23 protein-coding genes are annotated in these 18,298 nt (G+C 63.3%); 16 read left to right on the top strand and 7 right to left on the bottom strand.

Annotation, left to right across the window (positions count from 1 at the left end):
* Positions 1-456: transposase (locus tag IYX23_RS10740; protein WP_196391628.1), on the top strand; the 456-nt coding region annotated here is incomplete at its 5' end.
* Between the two features lie 153 nt (positions 457-609).
* On the opposite strand, the gene IYX23_RS10745 is transcribed toward IYX23_RS10740, so the two are convergent.
* A complete protein-coding gene (locus tag IYX23_RS10745) occupies positions 610-1,278 on the bottom strand; it encodes an rRNA methylase (RefSeq protein WP_196392877.1) in 669 nt (222 codons plus the stop codon).
* A 98-nt stretch (positions 1,279-1,376) separates the two neighbouring features.
* Positions 1,377-1,853, bottom strand: a complete 477-nt coding sequence (locus IYX23_RS10750) for a tRNA (cytidine(34)-2'-O)-methyltransferase (RefSeq protein WP_196392876.1) — start codon at positions 1,851-1,853, stop codon at positions 1,377-1,379.
* A gap of 283 nt (positions 1,854-2,136) precedes the next feature.
* Here IYX23_RS10750 and petA point away from each other — a divergent pair, with 283 nt between their 5' ends.
* From petA to IYX23_RS10765, 3 genes are read left to right on the top strand one after another with little or no spacing between them, the layout of a single operon-like run.
* Positions 2,137-2,667, top strand: a complete 531-nt coding sequence (gene petA / locus IYX23_RS10755) for a ubiquinol-cytochrome c reductase iron-sulfur subunit (RefSeq protein WP_196392875.1) — start codon at positions 2,137-2,139, stop codon at positions 2,665-2,667.
* A 55-nt stretch (positions 2,668-2,722) separates the two neighbouring features.
* Positions 2,723-3,961, top strand: a complete 1,239-nt coding sequence (locus IYX23_RS10760) for a cytochrome b N-terminal domain-containing protein (RefSeq protein ID WP_196392874.1) — start codon at positions 2,723-2,725, stop codon at positions 3,959-3,961.
* The gene (locus IYX23_RS10765) at positions 3,954-4,910 is read left to right on the top strand and encodes a cytochrome c1 (RefSeq protein WP_246716663.1); all 957 of its coding nucleotides are present in this window, start codon (positions 3,954-3,956) and stop codon (positions 4,908-4,910) included. The genes IYX23_RS10760 and IYX23_RS10765 overlap by 8 nt, the downstream gene beginning before the upstream one ends.
* A 139-nt stretch (positions 4,911-5,049) precedes the next feature.
* Here IYX23_RS10765 and smbP read toward each other — a convergent pair whose 3' ends face one another.
* Positions 5,050-5,412, bottom strand: a complete 363-nt coding sequence (gene smbP / locus IYX23_RS10770) for a small metal-binding protein SmbP (protein WP_196392873.1) — start codon at positions 5,410-5,412, stop codon at positions 5,050-5,052.
* A 181-nt stretch (positions 5,413-5,593) separates the two neighbouring features.
* Between smbP and IYX23_RS10775 the strand changes: the two genes are divergently transcribed.
* Together IYX23_RS10775 and glpX are read left to right on the top strand one after the other, a co-directional pair.
* Positions 5,594-6,892, top strand: coding sequence for a homoserine dehydrogenase (locus tag IYX23_RS10775; RefSeq protein ID WP_196392872.1), 1,299 nt, complete (start codon positions 5,594-5,596; stop codon positions 6,890-6,892).
* A gap of 6 nt (positions 6,893-6,898) precedes the next feature.
* Positions 6,899-7,888, top strand: a complete 990-nt coding sequence (glpX, locus tag IYX23_RS10780; protein ID WP_196392871.1) for a class II fructose-bisphosphatase — start codon at positions 6,899-6,901, stop codon at positions 7,886-7,888.
* 8 nt (positions 7,889-7,896) lie between these two features.
* On the opposite strand, the gene IYX23_RS10785 is transcribed toward glpX, so the two are convergent.
* Entirely contained in the window at positions 7,897-8,046 is a 150-nt protein-coding gene (locus IYX23_RS10785; protein ID WP_196392870.1) for a hypothetical protein, read from the bottom strand.
* A 110-nt stretch (positions 8,047-8,156) separates the two neighbouring features.
* On the opposite strand from IYX23_RS10785, the gene IYX23_RS10790 reads away from it, so the two are divergent.
* The 4 genes from IYX23_RS10790 (at position 8,157) to IYX23_RS10805 (ending at position 12,374) form a co-directional block, all read left to right on the top strand.
* Positions 8,157-9,446, top strand: a complete 1,290-nt coding sequence (locus IYX23_RS10790) for an RsmB/NOP family class I SAM-dependent RNA methyltransferase (RefSeq protein WP_196392869.1) — start codon at positions 8,157-8,159, stop codon at positions 9,444-9,446.
* Positions 9,447-9,583: 137 nt separating this feature from the next.
* Positions 9,584-9,808: an endonuclease domain-containing protein gene (locus IYX23_RS20265; protein WP_246716665.1), complete on the top strand. Its 225-nt coding sequence runs from the start codon at positions 9,584-9,586 to the stop codon at positions 9,806-9,808.
* Positions 9,809-10,017: 209 nt separating this feature from the next.
* Positions 10,018-11,622, top strand: coding sequence for a glutamine-hydrolyzing GMP synthase (gene guaA, locus IYX23_RS10800; protein ID WP_196392868.1), 1,605 nt, complete (start codon positions 10,018-10,020; stop codon positions 11,620-11,622).
* Positions 11,623-11,720: 98 nt separating this feature from the next.
* Positions 11,721-12,374 (top strand): hypothetical protein, encoded by a 654-nt coding sequence (locus IYX23_RS10805; protein WP_196392867.1) that lies wholly within the window; start codon positions 11,721-11,723, stop codon positions 12,372-12,374.
* A gap of 42 nt (positions 12,375-12,416) precedes the next feature.
* Here IYX23_RS10805 and IYX23_RS10810 read toward each other — a convergent pair whose 3' ends face one another.
* Together IYX23_RS10810 and IYX23_RS10815 are read right to left on the bottom strand one after the other, a co-directional pair.
* Positions 12,417-12,797: a type II toxin-antitoxin system VapC family toxin gene (locus IYX23_RS10810; RefSeq protein WP_196392866.1), complete on the bottom strand. Its 381-nt coding sequence runs from the start codon at positions 12,795-12,797 to the stop codon at positions 12,417-12,419.
* The gene (locus tag IYX23_RS10815; protein WP_196392865.1) at positions 12,794-13,051 is read right to left on the bottom strand and encodes a type II toxin-antitoxin system prevent-host-death family antitoxin; all 258 of its coding nucleotides are present in this window, start codon (positions 13,049-13,051) and stop codon (positions 12,794-12,796) included. Before IYX23_RS10815 ends, IYX23_RS10810 begins: the two co-directional genes overlap by 4 nt.
* Before the next feature lie 377 nt (positions 13,052-13,428).
* On the opposite strand from IYX23_RS10815, the gene IYX23_RS10820 reads away from it, so the two are divergent.
* Both IYX23_RS10820 and IYX23_RS10825 read left to right on the top strand, forming a co-directional pair.
* The gene (locus IYX23_RS10820) at positions 13,429-13,620 is read left to right on the top strand and encodes a hypothetical protein (protein ID WP_246716667.1); all 192 of its coding nucleotides are present in this window, start codon (positions 13,429-13,431) and stop codon (positions 13,618-13,620) included.
* A 65-nt stretch (positions 13,621-13,685) separates the two neighbouring features.
* Positions 13,686-14,048 (top strand): protease inhibitor I42 family protein, encoded by a 363-nt coding sequence (locus IYX23_RS10825; protein ID WP_196392864.1) that lies wholly within the window; start codon positions 13,686-13,688, stop codon positions 14,046-14,048.
* A gap of 114 nt (positions 14,049-14,162) precedes the next feature.
* On the opposite strand, the gene IYX23_RS10830 is transcribed toward IYX23_RS10825, so the two are convergent.
* Positions 14,163-15,032, bottom strand: a complete 870-nt coding sequence (locus IYX23_RS10830; RefSeq protein ID WP_196392863.1) for a methyltransferase domain-containing protein — start codon at positions 15,030-15,032, stop codon at positions 14,163-14,165.
* A gap of 319 nt (positions 15,033-15,351) precedes the next feature.
* On the opposite strand from IYX23_RS10830, the gene IYX23_RS10835 reads away from it, so the two are divergent.
* The 4 genes from IYX23_RS10835 (at position 15,352) to IYX23_RS10850 (ending at position 18,291) form a co-directional block, all read left to right on the top strand.
* Positions 15,352-15,846 carry a L,D-transpeptidase gene (locus IYX23_RS10835; RefSeq protein ID WP_196392862.1) on the top strand — a complete coding sequence of 165 codons (495 nt, stop codon included), beginning with the start codon at positions 15,352-15,354 and terminating at the stop codon, positions 15,844-15,846.
* A 371-nt stretch (positions 15,847-16,217) separates the two neighbouring features.
* Positions 16,218-16,721: a YbjN domain-containing protein gene (locus tag IYX23_RS10840; RefSeq protein WP_018408237.1), complete on the top strand. Its 504-nt coding sequence runs from the start codon at positions 16,218-16,220 to the stop codon at positions 16,719-16,721.
* Complete coding sequence (proC, locus tag IYX23_RS10845; protein ID WP_196392861.1) at positions 16,718-17,536, top strand: pyrroline-5-carboxylate reductase; 819 nt, start codon at positions 16,718-16,720, stop codon at positions 17,534-17,536. The genes IYX23_RS10840 and proC overlap by 4 nt, the downstream gene beginning before the upstream one ends.
* 77 nt (positions 17,537-17,613) lie before the next feature.
* Complete coding sequence (locus IYX23_RS10850) at positions 17,614-18,291, top strand: TetR family transcriptional regulator (protein ID WP_123176045.1); 678 nt, start codon at positions 17,614-17,616, stop codon at positions 18,289-18,291.
* The last annotated feature ends 7 nt before the right edge of the window (positions 18,292-18,298 follow it).

Here is an 18,298-nt window from a genome sequence, read left to right on the forward strand (position 1 = left end):
AAGGCGCTCGAAAAGGAACTCGCCGAACTCGACGGCGAGATCGACGATTATATGCGCGGCACGCCCGCCTGGGCCGAAAAGCAAGATCTGCTCGCCTCCGTTCCAGGCGTTGGGCCAGTGATTGCGCGCACGCTGATCGCCGAACTGCCGGAACTTGGCGCGCTCGACCGCAGGCGAATCGCGGCGTTGGCCGGCCTTGCGCCCTACACCCGCCAATCCGGTCAATGGCGCGGCAAGAGCTTCATCGGCGGCGGCCGCAAGACCGTGCGCAGCATGCTCTTTCTCGGCGCCATGGTTGCCGCCCGTCACAACCCCGTCCTCAAGGCCTTCCGCGACAAACTCGTCGACAGCGGAAAGCCGAAGATCGTCGCGCTCATCGCCGTCGCCAGAAAGCTCCTTACGATCCTTAACGCCATCATCAGGGACGCAAAGCCATGGCGCACACAAAACGCTTGATCGCCAAGACAGTCGCTGAGGAGCGTGCGCAGCACGCGTCTCGAAGGACGAGGAAACCCTTTTTCGCGTATTTTTCCTCACCTCGTCCTTCGAGACGCCGCCTGCGGCGGCTCCTCAGGATGAGGGTGAGGAAAACTATCCCGATTCCCCTGACTATTGCGCCATGCGCGCGACTTTCAACTTGGAGTCACGCGGCGCGGTCGGCGTCGCCGTCGCCGCCGCGAAGCCGGCGCGCAGAAACTGCGCCAGCGCCGTCTTGACGTTTCTGCCGCGCTCGGTGAGCTCGGTGACATAACAAAAGCGCGGCTCGCCATTCGGCCATGTGTCGTTCCTGGCTTTCGCCTGGCGCATGTCTTCGAGCACCTGCGCCTTCACCTCGCGCGAGTCCTTCATCGTAATCAGCCCGTCAGCCGCCAAATGCCGGTCGGCGGCATAGTCCTCGTTCATTTTCTGAGTGGCCGACGCGAAGTCGCACAGCTTACCCTGATCGCCGACGTAGAGAATGCGCTCCACCCAGTTGGCGCGGAGCGACAGAATGTCGTCGGGCAGCATGCCCCGCATTTCCGCGGGCAGGGAGTGATAGATCGGCGTCGACTCGGCGATCTGATCCACTGCGAATGCGGCCTTCACGTTAAAACCTTCGAAGCTTTGGATCTGAGTAAGTTTGTCGAAGGCCTTGCCAATTGCGCCGCGCGCCTCGGCGAAGTTGGTCACGAGGGCGTAAAGGCCGACGCAGAGCATCCCCGTGAACACGGCCGCATTGAGAGATTTGAGCAGCCGCTGCCAAAGTATCAGCGAGATGCGAATTGCCTGATGGGTCATATCGCCCTCCCAAAATTCGTTAACATCGCCTTAAAAGCGGCGACGATCTCAAATTAGGCGGGCTTTTTCGTAACGCGCTGTGCGCCGCCGCACCCACCTCAACGGGCGCGCAGCTGCCGAAGCGCCTCGCTCATGACGATCGCCGCGGCGACGGCGACGTTCAGCGAGCGCATGCCGCCGCACATGGGAATGCGGAGCGTCAGATCGGCGGCGGCGTGGACCTCTTCCGGCGCGCCTGCGGACTCCCTGCCGACGAGCAGGATGTCGCCGTCGCGATAGGCGCAGTCGAGATAGGACGCCGCCGCCCGCGTCGACAGCAGCAGCAGCCGACGGCTCTCGCCCGCTTGGCCGGACGCAGCGCGCCACGCTTGAAAGGCCGCGAAGGACGCATGTCGGTCAATCGTCACGTGATCGAGATAGTCCATGCCGGCGCGGCGAAAGTCGCGATCGCTTGTGGGAAATCCGGCCGGCCCGATGATCGCCGCCGAAACGCCGAGGCACGCGCATGTGCGCAGCATGGCGCCGGCGTTCTGAGGGATGTCCGGCTGGTACAAGGCTAGCGTAAGAGAGGTCATGGTCCGTCCGAGTGGGAGGAGATGGCGAATTTGCGGCATATCGCCGCGAATATCGGCAACGGCCTTGTGCGGCAGGGTGAATAGCCAAATTTCCCTGTTTCGGCTTGTGGACAGCGGCGGGGATTCGCGTCACATATCACCTCCGCCCCGCCGCAGCCTTGGCATTGCCTTGGTGCGGCGCACCGCAGCGATTGGCCGGAAACGGCAAAACGTGGAACGATCGCCTTGGGCGCAGCCGCAGCCTCGGCCGCGAAGACTTGAGAGCGTTGGGAGAGGTTCGAGCGTGACAAGCAAAGACACCGCCGCAAAACCGGCGGAGCCAAGCCGGCGGGACATTCTCTATATCGCAACGGGCGCCGCCGCAGCAGGAGCCGCGGCCGGCATGGTCTGGCCGCTGATCGCCCAGATGAACCCGGACGCGTCAACCCTCGCGTTGGCCTCGACGGAAGTCGATCTTTCTTCGGTCCCAGAAGGCCAAATTGTCACCGTGAAATGGCGCGGCAAGCCGGTTTTCGTGCGCCATCGGACGCCTGCCGAAATCAAGGCGGCGGAGGACACGCCGCTGTCGGTTCTGCCTGATCCGGAGGCCGATTCGAAACGCGTTCAAAAACCCGAATGGCTCGTGATCATCGGAGTCTGCACGCATCTCGGCTGCATTCCGACCGGCAAGGAAGGCGAATACAACGGCTGGTTCTGCCCCTGCCACGGCTCGGTCTATGACCTCTCGGGCAGAATTCGCAGCGGCCCGGCGCCGACCAATCTGGAGGTGCCGCCTTACGCCTTCATCGCCGAAAACAAAATTAAGATCGGCTAGCCAGGGCCAAGCGCCTTTCAATTTTCCCGCGCGAGATTCCGAGAGCACCACGCCCATGGAAGGACATTCCCAATACACGCCCAAGAGCGGCTTCGCTCGCTGGTTGGAGCGCCGTCTGCCGATTTTGAGCTTCATGCATGATTCTTTCGTCTCCTATCCGACGCCAAAAAACCTGAACTACATGTGGGTGTTTGGCGCGATTTTGAGTTTCATGCTCGTCGCGCAGATCGTAACGGGCGTCGTCCTTGCGATGCATTACACCCCGGAAACGACGCTCGCTTTCGATTCCGTCGAGAAGATCATGCGCGACGTGAATTGGGGCACTGTGCTGCGCTACGCGCACGCCAATGGCGCGTCGATGTTCTTCCTCGCCGTCTACCTCCACATCTTCCGCGGCATGTATTACGGGTCCTACAAGGACCCGCGCGAGGTCTTGTGGATTCTCGGCGTGGTGATCTTCATGCTGATGATGGCCACGGGATTCCTCGGCTATGTCTTACCGTGGGGACAGATGTCCTTCTGGGCGGCGACCGTCATCACCAATCTCTTTTCCGCCATTCCTGTCGTTGGAACCGCAATCACCACTTGGCTGCTCGGCGGCTATTCCGTCGACAATGCGACGCTCAACCGCTTCTACGCTTTGCACTATCTGGTGCCGTTCATCATCGTCGCCATCGTCGCGCTTCACGTTTGGGCGCTGCATGTGACGGGCCAGAACAATCCGTCCGGCGTCGAGGTGAAGGACGTCAAGAAGGAAACCGTTCCTTTCACGCCCTATGCGACCATGAAGGACGCGGTCGGCATCGCGGCTTTTCTCGTCGTCTACGCCTGGCTTACGTTTTTCGTGCCGAATTACCTCGGCCATCCGGACAATTACATCGAAGCCAATCCTCTCGTCACGCCGCCGCATATCGTGCCGGAGTGGTACTTCCTGCCGTTCTATGCGATCCTTCGCGCGATCCCGAACAAGCTGCTCGGCGTCACTGCGCTCTTTGCCTCGATTTTGATCACCGCCGCTCTGCCGTGGCTTGATACGTCGAAGGTGAAATCGGCCGTGTATCGGCCGCTGTTTCGCAAGGAGTTCTGGATTTTTGTCGCGGTGTGCATAGGGCTTGGTTATCTGGGGGCGCAGCCCGCCGAAGGCGCTTATCTTTGGTTCGCCCGGCTACTTTCGGCCTATTATTTTCTGCACTTCTTGGTGATTTTGCCGGTCATCGGCAGGATCGAGAAACCGGAGCCGATGCCTGAATCGATCGACGCTTCGATGATGCGGGGGGAAACCTCCCATGTCTGAGATGACCGTACGATCCCCCAAGCGACAGCCCTCGATGAAGCGCCTCTCGCTCGTTCCCCTCGCGATTGCTGCGGCGATGACGCTGGTTGGCCCCGCCTGGAGCCAGCAGGAAGCGCCGCCGTCCGCGACCGATCAGGTCGCGGCGCCTGTGGCAAAGGAAAAGGAAGCGCGGCACGAGAGCGAGCGCCATGAGCAGAAGCCCAAGCGCTTTGACTGGAGCTTCGCCGGCGCATTCGGTCGCTACGACAAGGCGCAGTTGCGCAGAGGTTTTAAGGTCTACAAGGAGGTCTGCTCCTCCTGCCATTCGATCAAAATGCTCGCCTTCCGCAATCTTTCGCAGCCCGGCGGGCCGGAGTTTCCCGAAAAAGAAGTCGAAGCGCTGGCCGCCAGCTACAAGATCAAGGATGGCCCGAATCAGGCGGGCGAATATTTCGATCGGCCGGGTCGCCCAAGCGATCGCTTCCCCCCGCCGTTCGCCAATGAACAGGCGGCGCGCGCCGCGCTGGCCGGCAATTATCCGCCGGACATGTCGGTTCTGGCCAAGGCGCGAGGCTATTCGCGCGGCTTTCCGCTCTTCCTGTTCGACGCTTTGCCGGGCTTTTCCTATCAGGAACACGGCGTCGACTACATCACTTCGCTGATGGAGGGCTACGAGGACCCGCCGCCAGACGTGAATCTGCCGGAAGGACAGTTTTACGATCCCTATATGCCGGGCCGTCGCATCGGCATGCCGCCGCCGCTCTCGGATGGCGTTGTGACTTATGAGGACGGCGCGCCGCAAACGATCGACCAATACGCCAAGGACGTCGCCGCCTTCATGATGTGGGTCGCCGAACCGCATCTTGAGTCCCGCAAGCGAATCGGGCTTGGCGTCGTGGCCTTCCTGCTCGTCTTCGTCGGACTGCTTTATTTCACCAAGCGCAAGATCTGGTCGGGCGTGCCGCATTAGCGGGACGCTCGCCGACGAGCCGCGCGCGAGCGCGAATTGCGTCGCGAGAGAGCGGCGAGCAGAATGCCGAGCTATCTGGCGACGACTATGTCGCCGCCATGAGTCCTTGCACGCGTCCTTGTCGCGTCGTGCGACGTCGTCACTTGACCTTTTTCAGTTCGGCGAGCGCGCTGGTCGCGTGCTTGACGGCGCGCGCGGAGTCGCCAAACCGTGCGCGCATTTCGGCCAGGCGCAGATGCCTGATCGCGCGATGCAGCAGCTTGTTGGCGGCGCGGTCCCGTTCGATGGCCTTTTCGTGCAGCGCCTCGCGCGCATGGCCGAGCGCGCTCATCACATGCGTAACGATCTCCTTGGAGTCGCCCTTCGCGCCGTCATCGATCGCTTCTTGAGTATGCTCAATCGCCGCCTGCACATGCAGGCCGATGCCGGCCAGCGCATAAGTGCCGGAAAAGGCCAGCGACAAAGCGGTCAGAATCGCGAATACGCTCATTCGAGGCGTCATTGTCATCTCCCTATCGCCGCCAGCGGGCTTGGCTTCAGCTTGTCCAAGAGTTAGGGCGTCCATTGCAACGCTCAATCCCCTCGTGGCGTCGGCGGTTTCTTGATTGAAGGCGCCAAATCGGGCACAAGGCGCTAGCGTCTCTGGGCTTTCGTCGCCCGCTCATTTTCCCGGAAAGGTTGCAATGTCGGAGATCTTGCGCGTCGGCATCGCGGGGCTCGGCACCGTCGGCGCGGCGGTGGCGCGCCTGCTCCGCCGCCAGGCCGAGGCGCTGACCGCCCGCACCGGACGGCAGATCGTCCTGGCCGGCGTTTCGGCTCGCGACGCCGCGAAGGTTCGGGACGCCGATCTTTCCGGCGCGGAGTTCTTTCCCGATCCGGTCAAGCTCGCGTCCTCGCCAACGATCGATCTTTTCGTCGAATTGATCGGCGGCTCGGAAGGGCCGGCGAGGGCCAGCGTGGAAACCGCGCTCGCGCATGGCAAGCCGGTCGTCACCGCTAATAAGGCCCTGCTCGCCGCGCATGGCTTGCATCTCGCGGCGCTCGCCGAGGAGAACCATGCCGCGCTCGCCTTCGAGGCGTCCGTCGCCGGCGGGATTCCGATCGTCAAGACGCTGCGCGAGGGGCTCGCCGGCAATTCGATCGAGCGGGTTTATGGCATTCTCAACGGCACCTGCAATTACATCCTGTCGCGCATGGAACAGGAGCAGCTCTCCTTCGAGGAATGTTTGAAGGAGGCGCAGAGGCTCGGCTATGCCGAGGCCGATCCGACCTTCGACATCGGCGGTTTCGACACCGCCCACAAGCTTGCGATCCTCACCTCGCTTGCCTTTGGCACGCGCATCGCCGCCGGCGCCATCGATATCGAGGGCATCGAGCGCGTGACGCTTGCCGACATCGACGCGGCGGCTGAGCTTGGCTACCGCATCAAGCTGCTTGGCGTTGCGCAGCGCACCGCTGATGGGGTCGAGCAACGCGTGCATCCGACGATGGTCAGCAAGAACTCCGCCATCGCCCAGGTGATGGGCGTCCTGAACGCCGTCACCATCGACGCCGACGCTGTGCATGAGCTGACGCTTGTGGGGCCGGGGGCCGGCGGCGACGCCACGGCCTCGGCCGTCGTCGCCGACATCGCCGACATCGCCAAGGGCGTGCGTTCGGCGCCGTTCGGTTTGCCGACCGCGAAGCTCGCCGAGCTCAAACGCACGCCGATGCAGCGCCACGAAGGGGGCTATTACATCCGCATGTCGGTGCGCGACGTCGCCGGCGCCTTCGCCAAGATCGCGACGCGCATGGCGGAGCGCCGCATATCGCTCGAAAGCATCGTGCAGCGCGGCGCGCGCGGCGCGCCGGGAGAGATCGTCGACGTCATCCTCATCACCCATGCGACGAGCGAACATCTCGTGCGCGAGGCGCTGGACCTGATCTATCAGGACGGCGTCATCGTTTCGCGCGCGCAGGTCATCCGCATCGAGCGCGAGTAGCGAGACATGACGCAGCAGCCTGAAACCGACGCGTCGAAGATCGACCGCTACCTGACCTTGGAGCTGGCGCGCGCGTCGGAGCGCGCCGCGGTCGCCGCCGCCAGGTTCCGTGGACGCGGCGACGAGATGGCCGCGGACCTCGCCGCGGCCGAGGCGATGCGCGAGGAGCTGTCGCAGCTTCCCGTGCGCGGGCGCATCGTGATCGGCGAGGGCGATGAGGACGCCGCGCCGATGCTCTACATCGGCGAAGAAATCGGCGCGGGCGTCGGTCCCCGCGTCGATCTGGGCGTCGCGGCGCTCGAAGGCTCGACGCTTTGCGCCAAAGACATGCCGGGCTCGATGGCCGTCGTCGCCATGGCGCCGGCGGGATCGCTCCTTCATGCGCCCGACGTTTACATGGACAAGATCGCCATCGGTCCGGGATACCCTGAGGGCACAATCGATCTCGATCGCGACCCCGGCGACAACATCAGAGCGCTTGCGATCGCCAAGGGCGTGCGGGCGAGCGAAATCACGGTCAGCATTCTCGATCGGCCGCGCCACGCCGAAATCATCCGCAATTGCCGCAACGCCGGCGCCTGCGTGCGCCTCATCACCGACGGCGACGTGGCGGCGATCATTCTCACCACCCATCCTTTTGAAACCGGCGTCGATATGTATCTTGGCCGCGGCGGCGCTTCGGAAGGCGTGCTCGCCGCCTGCGTCCTGCGTTGCGCGGGCGGCCAGATGCAGGGACGGCTGGCGCTCGAAACGCGTGATCAGATCGCGCAGGCGCAGCGTCTGGGCCTTCTCGATCCGCGCCGCAAATATTCGGTGGGCGACATGGCGGCGGGCGACGTCGTCGTCTGCGTGACCGGGGTCACCGCCGGGCCGCTCGTCGGCGGCGTGTCGCTCGGCAAGACGACGATCGACACCGAGACGATCGTCTATCGCTCGGCGACAGGCACGATCCGCCGCATCCACGCGATACATCGCGCCGCCGGCAAGTTCGATTGACGTCGGACCTAATACGTCCGGCCGGTTTCGAGCTGAGTTTTGGCGTCGAGCTTGCGCATCGGCGGCGGCGGATAATTCGGCGGCGGCGGGGGCTGCGTCGCACAGGCGGCGAGCGACAAAGCGAAAAGCGAAGCAAGGATCAGATGAAGGCGTCGCATCAGTTTCGTCCACATTTCTCAAGAGGGCGCGCATCTTCGCGCCTCTTGCGTAAGAGCGTGGCTGTGGCGACGGAATTATGTCCATCGCGCGCCGGCGGGACGGCGCTCCGATGACTCCCGCCGCCCATATCTCCGCCGCGATCGAGGTGCTGGACGATGTTGCAAAGCGCCGCCGGCCTGCCGCCGAGGCGCTAAAGGACTGGGGCCTTGCGCATCGCTTCGCGGGCTCGAAGGATCGGGCCGCCATCGCCAGTCTCGTCTTCGATGCGCTGCGGAAGCGCGCTTCGGCCATCTATGTGATGGGCGCGGACGATCCGCGCGCGATCATGCTGGGCGCGCTGCGCGAGGCGCGCGGCCAGGGCGTCGAGGCGATCGCGGCGCTCTGCTCGGGCGCCGGCCATGCGCCGGCCCCGCTTTCGGACGAGGAGCGCCAACGGCTGGAGACGGCCTCGCTCGCTGACGCGCCGGATCATGTGCGCGGGGATTATCCGGAATGGCTGGCGTCGCATTTTGAGGCGGCGTTCGGGGCGGGCGCGGCCGAAGAAGGCGCGGCGCTCGCCGCCCGCGCGCCTGTCGATCTGCGCGTCAATATTCTGAAAGGCTCGCGCGAGCAGGCGCTCGACAAGCTCGCGCATCTCTCTCCTGCGCCGACGCCGCTTTCGCCGATCGGCCTGCGCATCGAGGCGGGGCAGGGGCGGGGCCCGGCGCTGACCGCCGAGACCGCCTATGTGAAAGGGCTCGTCGAGCCGCAGGACGAGGCCTCGCAGCTCGCGGCGCTGCTCTGCGCCGCTGGGCCGGGCGAACAGGTTCTCGATCTTTGCGCCGGCGGCGGCGGCAAGGCGCTGGCGCTCGCGGGGCAGATGCATAACCGCGGGCAGGTCTACGCTTATGACGCTGATGGCCGACGCCTCATGCCGATCCATGAGCGGCTGGAGCGCGCCGGCGCCCGCAACATTCAGGTCCGTGCGCCGCGCGGCAAGGCCGACGTGCTGGCCGATCTCGAGGCGCGCTGCGACCTCGTGCTCATCGACGCGCCCTGCACGGGGACCGGCGCCTGGCGGCGCCATCCTGACGCCAAATGGCGGCTCGCGCCCGGCGCGCTGGACCGAAGATTAAAGGAGCAGCGCGAACTCTTGGCGATGGCCGTCCGCTTCGTGAAGCCCGGCGGTCGGCTCGTTTATGTCACCTGTTCGGCGCTGCGCGAGGAAAACGAGGACCAGATCGCGGCCTTTCTCGCCGCCAATCCCGATTTCGCGGCGCGTTCAGCCGCCGAAATTACGGAAGGCGCAGGCCTCCCCGACCTCGCACGCTTCACCTCGCCGCATGGCCCCGGCATCCGCCTGTCGCCGGCGACAAGCGGCACGGACGGGTTTTATGTGTGCGTCATGAGGCGAAAGTGAATTCGTCTGAGCTTGCGCAAATGTCGAGCGTTGGCGTCCCCTCTCCCGCGAAGCGGGGGAGGGACAGGGAGGGGGCGTGACAGACGCGAAGCTTCCGAAAGTTGATTTCGCCCGCAATCTTCGCCGCGACATGTCGAATGCCGAGCCGAAAATTATGGTCGGCGCTGCGCGGCCACCGGTTTCAGGGGCTGCAATTCCGCCGCCAAGGGCCTTGCGGCCCCTATATCGCGGATTTTCTCTGTCACGCCGCCCAACTTGTCATCGAGGTCGATGGGGCGACGCATTCCACCGATGCTGAGCTTGCGCGCGACAGCCGGCGCGACACCTGGTTCGAGGCTAACGGTTTTCAGTCTTGCGCGTAACCAATGCAGCGGTTTACGCAGAATTTGACGGCGTGTTGGAAATGATACGATTACGCGTCGAGGAAAGATTGCCCCCACCCCAACCCTCCCCCGCTTCGCGGGAGAGGGAGTCCGACTCGGGTCCCGACAACAAACCGCGCACTCTGCGTCGTTAGGGTCCCCTCTCCCCTTAAAGAGGGACAGGGTGGGGCCTACAAAAAAGAGAACCCATGACCACCGCGCCCGACGCCTTCCATCACGACATCGCCGATCGCCATGACAAGGTGCTGATCGTCGATTTCGGCTCGCAGGTGACGCAGCTCATCGCCCGACGCGTGCGCGAAGCGGGCGTTTATTGCGAGATCGCGCCATTCCAGACCGCCGAGCGCGCCTTCGCCGAGATCCGCCCCAAGGCGGTGATCCTTTCGGGCGGGCCGTGCTCGGTCACCGACGAGGGGTCTCCCCGCGCCCCGCAAAGCGTTTTCGACTCCGGCGTGCCGGTGCTCGGCATCTGCTATGGCGAGCAGACGATGGCGACCCAGCTCGGCGGCAAGGTCGAAGGCGGTCATCATCGCGAATTCGGCCGCGCCGATGTGACGGCGCTGGAGCACAGCGCGCTGCTCGACGGCGTGTGGGAGAAGGGCGGCAGCTTTCCGGTCTGGATGAGCCATGGCGACCGCGTGACGAAGCTGCCGGAAGGCTTTCGCGTCATCGCCGCGTCCGAAAACGCGCCCTTCGCCGCGATCGCGGATGAGACGCGCCGCTATTACGGCGTGCAGTTCCATCTCGAAGTCGTGCACACGCCCGACGGCGCCAGGCTCTTATCGAATTTCGTGCACAAGGTCGCGGGGCTGAAGTCCGACTGGACCATGGCGGCGTTTCGCGGCGAGGCGATCGCGGCCATCCGGCGCCAGGTCGGCGACGGGCGGGTGCTCTGCGGTCTGTCGGGCGGCGTCGACAGCGCCGTCGCGGCGGTGCTGATCCATGGAGCGATCGGCGAGCGCCTCACCTGCGTCTTCGTCGATCACGGCCTGTTGCGACAGGGCGAGGCGGAAGAAGTCGTGCGGCTCTTTCGCGATCACTACAACATTCCGCTGCATCACGTCGAAGCGGCGGACCTGTTCCTCGGCGCGTTGGAAGGCGTCGACGATCCGGAAGTGAAGCGCAAGACGATCGGGCGGCTCTTCATCGAGACGTTCGAAGCCGAGGCGAAGAAGATCGCGCAGGACGGGCGCGGCGCACCGCAGTTTCTCGCGCAAGGCACGCTCTATCCCGATGTCATCGAGAGCGTCTCCTTCACCGGCGGCCCGTCGGTGACGATCAAGTCGCATCATAATGTCGGCGGCTTGCCGGAGCGCATGAACATGCGGCTCGTGGAGCCGCTGCGCGAACTCTTCAAGGACGAGGTGCGGGCGCTCGGGCGCGAACTCGGACTGCCGGAAGCTTTCGTCGGGCGCCATCCCTTTCCGGGGCCGGGACTCGCCATCCGCTGCCCGGGCCTCATCACCCGCGAGAAGCTGGCGATTTTGCGCAAGGCCGACGCCGTCTATCTCGACGAAATCCGCAAGGCGGGATTGTATGACGACATCTGGCAGGCGTTCGCGGCGCTCTTGCCGGTGCGCAGCGTCGGCGTGATGGGCGACGGGCGCACTTATGATTACGTCGTCGCGCTGCGCGCCGTGACATCGAGCGACGGCATGACCGCGGATTTCTATCCCTTCGACATGAGTTTTCTGGGCCGCGCCGCGACGCGGATCATCAATGAAGTGAAGGGCGTCAACCGCGTGGTGTATGACGTGACAAGCAAGCCGCCGGGGACGATTGAGTGGGAATGAATCACGGCACCTTTGCATCAGCTACTCAGCTGTGGATGAGGGACAAGAGCAATTCAGACTCGGGCAGTTACGTTCCGAAATATTGAATAGGGCGCCACATGGAAGCGGTTTCAACGAAATATATCGATCACGTTGATGTGCTTTTGGGACGGTTTCCCGCTGTGAAAGCGTCTTGGTATAGCCATTCGATGGGCGGAGGGTTTAGGGATACCGTCGGCTACAATGCGCTTATAACAGAATGCTACCAGTTACTTAAAAATGTTCATCGGAGCAACCATCCTGATGTCCAGCGCACGGTCCAAGCCATCAACGGTGAATCTCTTCATCATCTTGAGGTAATCGAAGGGATTCTCATCGGGTTGCGTAACAACTTAACGAACGAGCTGCTCGATAGTCTCGTGCGACAAATCTCCATCGACCTCAAGGCTGACTTTCTTGAAGCGGCAAGATCGCTCCTCGATGAAGACCAAAAGGACCCTGCCGCTGTCCTTGCCTGTGTTGTGCTCGAAGATACCTTAAAACGTCTCGCAAAGAAGCATGGTATCGAGGGGGCAGGCAGCCGAGAGATGTCTGTGGTCGCTCAATCTCTATTGTCCAAAGGCGTCATTGAAAAAAGCACTAATCAATCTATCTCAAGTTTCAAAAATCTTCGTAACGCGGCGCTCCACGCCCAGTGGTTGGAGGTGTCAAAGGAGAGCGTGACCCTGCTTCTTTCATTCCTCCCTGCGTTCATTGAAAAGCATGGGCTTTGACGCCTCGGGAATCGCGTTATGGCGGCGTGCGCTCATGCAGCGCTATATTGCAGCCACATCCGTCCTCGCAAAATCCTCACCGACATAGAGCAAGGGACAGGAATGTTCCTTGGCGGCTTCGTAGGCGAAGCAATCGCCGAAATTCAGTCCCGCCGGATGCGAACCCTTGCCCCATCGCGCATAGGTCTCGGCGACGCGGCGCGCGGACGCAGGCGTGACGTTCAAAACGTCGAATCCGAGCCCATCGATCAGGCGCGACATCTCCTCCCCGACGTTGCGCCGCTGCGCGACAATGAGAGCTTCCGCCACAGTTACCGCCGAGATCAGCACAGACTTTTCGGCTTCCAGGACTTTGCTGCATCTTTCGGCTTCAGCTTCATCGAGGATGATCGCCATCAACGCGGATGTGTCCACAGCGATCATTTCGGCAGACCATTCTCGTCATAAAGGAAGTCATGGCTGCGGGCAGCGTCAGCGCCTGCGGTCGCCTTGGCCGCGCCAGAGGCGCGCACTGCTTGGAGCAACTTACGACGCGCTCTGCGGTCCAAAGAAGCTTTGGCGGGCGCCAGACGAGCGGCGGGCTGGCCATGCCGTGTGAGGATGATTTCCTCCCCGGCTTCGGCGCGTCGGACAAGCTCGGTAAGCTGCCCCTTGGCTTCGGTCACGGAAATCTTCATCGGCGCCTCATATGGACCAATAAATGGTCCATTTCGACCATTATTCCAACTGCTGCTGGGGGTCAATGTCCCGCTTCCACAGATTGCGGAAGGCGCTAAATAGCCTGCTATTCTATCCTCTATTTTTAAAGGAGTCCGTTATGCGAATTCTCCAAATCCTCGCGATCGCCGCATGCATTGGCAGCATGTTCTCGTCTGCGGCGATCGCACGCCCGGTCACGACGGACGCGTGCCTCGCGAGCGGGCTTTGCGCTTACGTCAGCCCGAAAGGTCGCGTGACATGCGGAAAATGCCCTGGCCAGGTAAAGTCAGTCTGGTTCGCCACGCGCAGCCAGGCTTCAAAGCATCGCAAGTAAGTTGCATCCTTTCGCTGGCGCGTGCTTCTGATCTCGGCGCTCGGTTGGGGGCTGGCGTTCAATACGGCGGTGGGCGTACTCTTGGCGCTTCTGAACATCCCACCGCTGGTCGCGCGGATGAACGCCGAGGAACGCTTGTTGAGCTCGGAGTTCGGCGGGGCCTATGAGGCCTATCGCGCCCGAACGGCGCGGCTCATTCCGGGCGTATATTAGCTTGCGAGACTTGGAAGCCGACGGCGCCCGCAGCATCACTACGGTTCGTCGGCGAAAGGAAACTCATGAAGCGTCTGCTGTCGCGCCTGCTGCTGCTCAGTGTTTTCGTCGCGTTTTCCGCGCATGCCGGCGACGTCATCAGGCTCGCGCCGGGCGGCAGCGCAAACTTTTCGCTGCAGGAGAATATGACGACCGGCTATTCCTGGCGCATTGATCATGCCGCGAGCCGCGATCTCGATATTCTGTCGATATCCGATGGCGGACGCGGCGGCGGCGGTCGGCGTCGCATGGTCGGCAGCCCCAGCGTGCGCCATTGGAAAATCCGCGCGCTCAAACCCGGACATGCCGAAATCGTCTTCGCCTATCAGCGGCCATGGGAGCCTGCGCCCGTTAAAACCCGCAGCGTCGAGGTGGAGGTCGCGCCTTAGAGCAGGGTCCGAAAAAGTTGACAGACTTTTGCGATGAGAAACTGCTCCAACATTTTGATGTTGAGCGTTTCCTTATCGATCACATGATTCCATGTGATCGGGAAGTGCTCGAGTTCAGGATTCGCTCTCGCGCGGGAATTTCATCGCGTCTTCGAGACTCATCACGGCCGAGCCGGGCTTCGCCGGCTTTTGCTGGCTCTCATGCGGCGCCCAGCCCGACGCCCAGACGATTTCGAAGCTCGCGCGCACGCGTCCATCGGGGTCCGAGAAGCGCTCGGCGTAGATTTGTGCCGCGCGCGCGACCACGTCGCGCCGCAGGGGTTTGCGAGACCGTTTGACAAGGACGTTGGCGGCGCCCATCGCGCGCAAATCCTTCATCAGCCCAAAGATTGACTCATAGCGCAGCGTAAAGCTGTCGATGTCGGCGACCGGCAGAGCGAAGCCGGCGCGTTGCAGCAGAGCGCCCATGTCGCGCACGTCGACGAAAGGCGATACACGGGGGCTGGCGCCGCCGGTGATTTCCTCCTCGGCCTGCGCGAGCGCTGCGCGAAGCTCGACAAGACTGGCGCCGCCGGCGAGGCAGGCGAGGAAGAGTCCGTCTGGCGCAAGCATGCGTCTCGCTTGCGCCAGCGCGCCCGGCAGATCATTGACCCACTGCAGCGACATGCCGGAGACGATCAGATCAAATGAGCCCGGCGCGAACGGCGGCGCTTCTTCGTCAGCGATGACGTCGCCGGCATGGCCGCTCGCGCGCAAAGGCCGCGCACGGCCGCTCGCGACGACGGCTTGAGCGAAATGCGCGCTCGGCGAACCGAGATCGAGCGCGCGGGGAAATTCGCGATTCACCGTCAGCAGGCGATCGAGCAGATCGTCGGCGGCGCGCGTCATCAGGAAATCCGGCGCGCCTTTCGACATGGCGCGGCGCAAGCGCCGGCGCAGCAGCGGGCGATCAAAAATCTTCGGCGGTCCGGCTGTCTCGCTCATGCCTTACTACCGCGCCCGCGCCAGTTACCTTGCAAGTGCGCAATGCGCATGAATTTTGACCAAAGGATGGCGCAATCTTGAAGCGATGATCTGAAGCGAAGCGGTCGCGAAGTTAGAACATCCCAAATTATCTTAACCTTAAGCCATAACCTGAAGACGCGAAACGTTTCGACAAGATCATGGCGAAAGTTAGACTGCCGCCATTCGAGAAGTCGCTGTCGAGGCTTCAACACGAGGGTGTAGCGTCATGCGTAATCTGTTTGCTTTTTTGCGTCGATCCCGCACCGTGGGGCGAACCGGAACGCTTCAGGCAGTTTTGATGGCGACAGTCGTCGGATTTGGCGTCGCCGCGCGTCCGCAGGACGCGAACGCGCGCAACATCGTCTCTTTCTCTCCCCACGTCGCTCCCGGCACCGTCGTGATCAGCGCCAGCCAGCGAAGGCTATTCTATGTTGTCGATACAGGAGTCGCCATCAGCTATCCCGTCGCCGTTCCCAAGCGTGGCAAGGAATGGTCGGGCGCGACGTCCATCGAGGGAAAATATGTCAATCCCGACTGGGTTCCGCCCGCGGTGGTGAAAGCCGACCACCCGGAACTGCCGAATTTCATCCGTGGCGGCTCGCCGCGCAACCCGATGGGCGTGCGCGCTTTGACGCTCAGCAGCGGCGAAGTGGCGATTCACGGCACGACCCAGAGGATGCGCGCGTCAATCGGCACGGCCGCCTCCTATGGCTGCATCCGAATGTTGAACGAGGACGTTTCCGACCTCTACGATCGCGTGAGCGTCGGATCGCCGGTCATGATGACGCGCTAGACTAGGCGACCCATCAAAAAACGCAAGCCTCGCCCGCGAACGTGCGGACGAGGCTTTTTCGTTCTTCGCGCTCTTGCCCGCCGCGCGATCTCGTCTTTTATCCAGAGCTTTTTTTGGCGCGCGTGGCTGTGGAAGAGGGCGGCTGCGCCATGGACGCAGACACGCGAATCCCGCAGTCTCCGCCCCGAACACGGTCTGACGATCGCTTTTTTGGCGTCAGAGTTCTTGTGTGGAGTATAGTGATCGCAAGAGATGATTCGACTTTGAATCAATCGCTTGAAAAGGAGGCGCCCTCACGCAAAGCTCCACGACGCATCGTCGCCTGTCTTTTAGTCGCCGCGTTATGCTGACATTGAGAAAAAGGTTGGCACATGCTGATCGCAACGGAAAAAGAAACGGAACGCGCTGAACATCCGGTGGATGTTGTGGAGCAACTTGCGGCCACCAATGATTGGTCCTTCGATCGAGACGACGAAGACGAGATTTCAATTTCCGTCGCCGGAGCTTGGACGGAATATCACGTCGCTTTTACTTGGCTTCCGCAGCTCGAAACGCTGCACGTCAGTTGCGCCTTCGATCTCAAGGCGCCCGAGCGCAGGCGCGGTGAACTGATGTCGCTCGTCAATGCGATCAACGAGCAGATGTGGATCGGGCATTTCGACTTCTGGCCGAAGGAAGGCGTGGCGATGCACCGTCATGGCCTCATCCTGACGGGAGGGGCGCAGCCCTCGGCGACGCAGTGCGCGGCTTTGCTGGACAACGCGCTTCAGGCATGTGAGCGGCATTATCAAGCCTTTCAATTTGTGCTCTGGGCCGGAAAGAACGCCAGGGAAGCGCTCGCCACCGCCAATTTCGAGACGAAAGGCGAGGCGTGACCGACGCGGGCGAACTGCGCGGAAAGTCGGTCACTCTGATCGGCGCCGGAAACATGGGTCTAGCGTTGCTGGAAGGCTGGGCCGCGCAGAATCTGCTGGGAGCAGCGTCGATCGTTGAGCCGCAGCCCTCGCAGCGGCTCCAGGATGTGTGCGCCGCGAAGGGCTACGCGCTGAACGGCGCTGCTGCTCCTTGCGACGCGGTGGTTCTCGCCGTCAAGCCGCAGGCGCTTGAGGCGGGCGCTGCGGCGGCGGCTCCTTTCGTAGCGCGCGACACCGTCGTCGTGTCGATTCTCGCCGGCAAGCGCATCGCGGACCTCGCCGCGCGACTGCCGACGCAAGCCCTCGTGCGCGCGATGCCAAATACGCCGGCGGCGATCGGACGCGGCGTCACCGGCGCCTACGCCAGCCCAACGACCAGCGCCGCTCAGCGCGCGCTCTCCGACTCGCTGCTTCGCACGGTGGGCGGCGTCGAATGGGTGGATGACGAGGCGCTGATCGACGTCGTGACGGCGGTTTCCGGATCAGGTCCCGCTTATGTCTTCTATTTCGTCGAATGCCTCGCCGCCGCTGGAGCCGAAGCGGGTCTGCCTGCAGCGCTCGCGGCGCGGCTGGCGCGGGCGACGGTCGAAGGCGCCGGCGAACTGATGCGCCGGCAGCCGCAGACAGGCCCCGACGAATTGCGCCGGCGCGTGACGTCGCCAGGCGGCACGACCGCGGCGGCGCTTGAGGTTCTTGAGGCGCCGGACGGCCTCGCCGCGCTGATGCGCCGCGCCGTAGCTGCGGCGAAGCGCCGGGCAGGGGAACTTTCCGGTTGAGACGGCGCGCGCCTTGTCCCGCCGCCCGGCGACAATAGAATACTGACTAGAAAATTCCTTCGGACCTGGAGACAGACATGACCAGCGGCGGCTCCCGCGACCGAGTGATCGATGCGACGCTTCGGCTCGCCACGCGGCGAGAGTTCAGCGACGTGACGCTCACCGATATCGCTCATGAGGCTGGCATCTCGCTTGCCGATCTGCGCGAACTTTTCCCATCGAAGGGCGCGATCATGGGCGCGTTCTCTCGGCGCATCGATCGGGAGGTTCTCGACGCGGCGCCCAAGGAAGCCTCGCACGAACCCGCGCGCGAGCGGCTCTATGACGTATTGCGCCGCCGGCTCGATTCGCTCGAACCCCATCGTGAGGCGCTGGCGAGCGTCGGGCGCTGGGCGGCGCGCGATCCGCTCACCGCCGCGGCGCTCAACCGCGAAACCGTGAACTCGATGCGCTTCATGCTTGAGGCGGCGGACATCGACAGCGAGGGTCCGGTCGGCTCGCTCAAACTGCAGGGGTTGGCGTTAGCCTGGAGCCGCGTGCTCGAGGATTGGTTCGCGGGCGACATTCATGACGCCCTGTCGACGCTCGATCGGGAACTCACGCGTGGCGAGCGTTACGTCGATCGGGCGGAGGATTTCGCAAGACTGACGCGGCCGTTCTATTCCTTCGCGCAAAGCCTGTTCGGCTGGCGGACGCGACGTGGCGGGCGCGATTACCACGACGACGACAGCGGCTATCCCCACGCGCGCGCGTGATTGGCCG

The organism is Methylocystis sp. L43 (genome assembly GCF_015709525.1).
Taxonomy (GTDB): domain Bacteria; phylum Pseudomonadota; class Alphaproteobacteria; order Rhizobiales; family Beijerinckiaceae; genus Methylocystis.

Excerpts from the sequence above, each read along its gene's own strand:
- IYX23_RS10830 (WP_196392863.1), bottom strand. The coding sequence starts at position 15,032 with ATGAGCGAGACAGCCGGACCGCCGAAGATTTTTGATCGCCCGCTGCTG.
- IYX23_RS10750 (WP_196392876.1), bottom strand. The coding sequence starts at position 1,853 with ATGACCTCTCTTACGCTAGCCTTGTACCAGCCGGACATCCCTCAGAAC.
- IYX23_RS10745 (WP_196392877.1), bottom strand. The coding sequence starts at position 1,278 with ATGACCCATCAGGCAATTCGCATCTCGCTGATACTTTGGCAGCGGCTG.
- IYX23_RS10815 (WP_196392865.1), bottom strand. The coding sequence starts at position 13,051 with ATGAAGATTTCCGTGACCGAAGCCAAGGGGCAGCTTACCGAGCTTGTC.
- IYX23_RS10825 (WP_196392864.1), top strand. The coding sequence starts at position 13,686 with ATGAAGCGTCTGCTGTCGCGCCTGCTGCTGCTCAGTGTTTTCGTCGCG.
- IYX23_RS10840 (WP_018408237.1), top strand. The coding sequence starts at position 16,218 with ATGCTGATCGCAACGGAAAAAGAAACGGAACGCGCTGAACATCCGGTG.
- IYX23_RS10850 (WP_123176045.1), top strand. The coding sequence starts at position 17,614 with ATGACCAGCGGCGGCTCCCGCGACCGAGTGATCGATGCGACGCTTCGG.
- IYX23_RS10765 (WP_246716663.1), top strand. The coding sequence starts at position 3,954 with ATGTCTGAGATGACCGTACGATCCCCCAAGCGACAGCCCTCGATGAAG.
- IYX23_RS10785 (WP_196392870.1), bottom strand. The coding sequence starts at position 8,046 with ATGCGACGCCTTCATCTGATCCTTGCTTCGCTTTTCGCTTTGTCGCTC.
- smbP (WP_196392873.1), bottom strand. The coding sequence starts at position 5,412 with ATGACGCCTCGAATGAGCGTATTCGCGATTCTGACCGCTTTGTCGCTG.
- IYX23_RS20265 (WP_246716665.1), top strand. The coding sequence starts at position 9,584 with ATGCCGAGCCGAAAATTATGGTCGGCGCTGCGCGGCCACCGGTTTCAG.
- IYX23_RS10760 (WP_196392874.1), top strand. The coding sequence starts at position 2,723 with ATGGAAGGACATTCCCAATACACGCCCAAGAGCGGCTTCGCTCGCTGG.
- IYX23_RS10805 (WP_196392867.1), top strand. The coding sequence starts at position 11,721 with ATGGAAGCGGTTTCAACGAAATATATCGATCACGTTGATGTGCTTTTG.
- IYX23_RS10790 (WP_196392869.1), top strand. The coding sequence starts at position 8,157 with ATGACTCCCGCCGCCCATATCTCCGCCGCGATCGAGGTGCTGGACGAT.
- glpX (WP_196392871.1), top strand. The coding sequence starts at position 6,899 with ATGACGCAGCAGCCTGAAACCGACGCGTCGAAGATCGACCGCTACCTG.
- IYX23_RS10835 (WP_196392862.1), top strand. The coding sequence starts at position 15,352 with ATGGCGACAGTCGTCGGATTTGGCGTCGCCGCGCGTCCGCAGGACGCG.
- guaA (WP_196392868.1), top strand. The coding sequence starts at position 10,018 with ATGACCACCGCGCCCGACGCCTTCCATCACGACATCGCCGATCGCCAT.
- IYX23_RS10775 (WP_196392872.1), top strand. The coding sequence starts at position 5,594 with ATGTCGGAGATCTTGCGCGTCGGCATCGCGGGGCTCGGCACCGTCGGC.
- IYX23_RS10810 (WP_196392866.1), bottom strand. The coding sequence starts at position 12,797 with ATGATCGCTGTGGACACATCCGCGTTGATGGCGATCATCCTCGATGAA.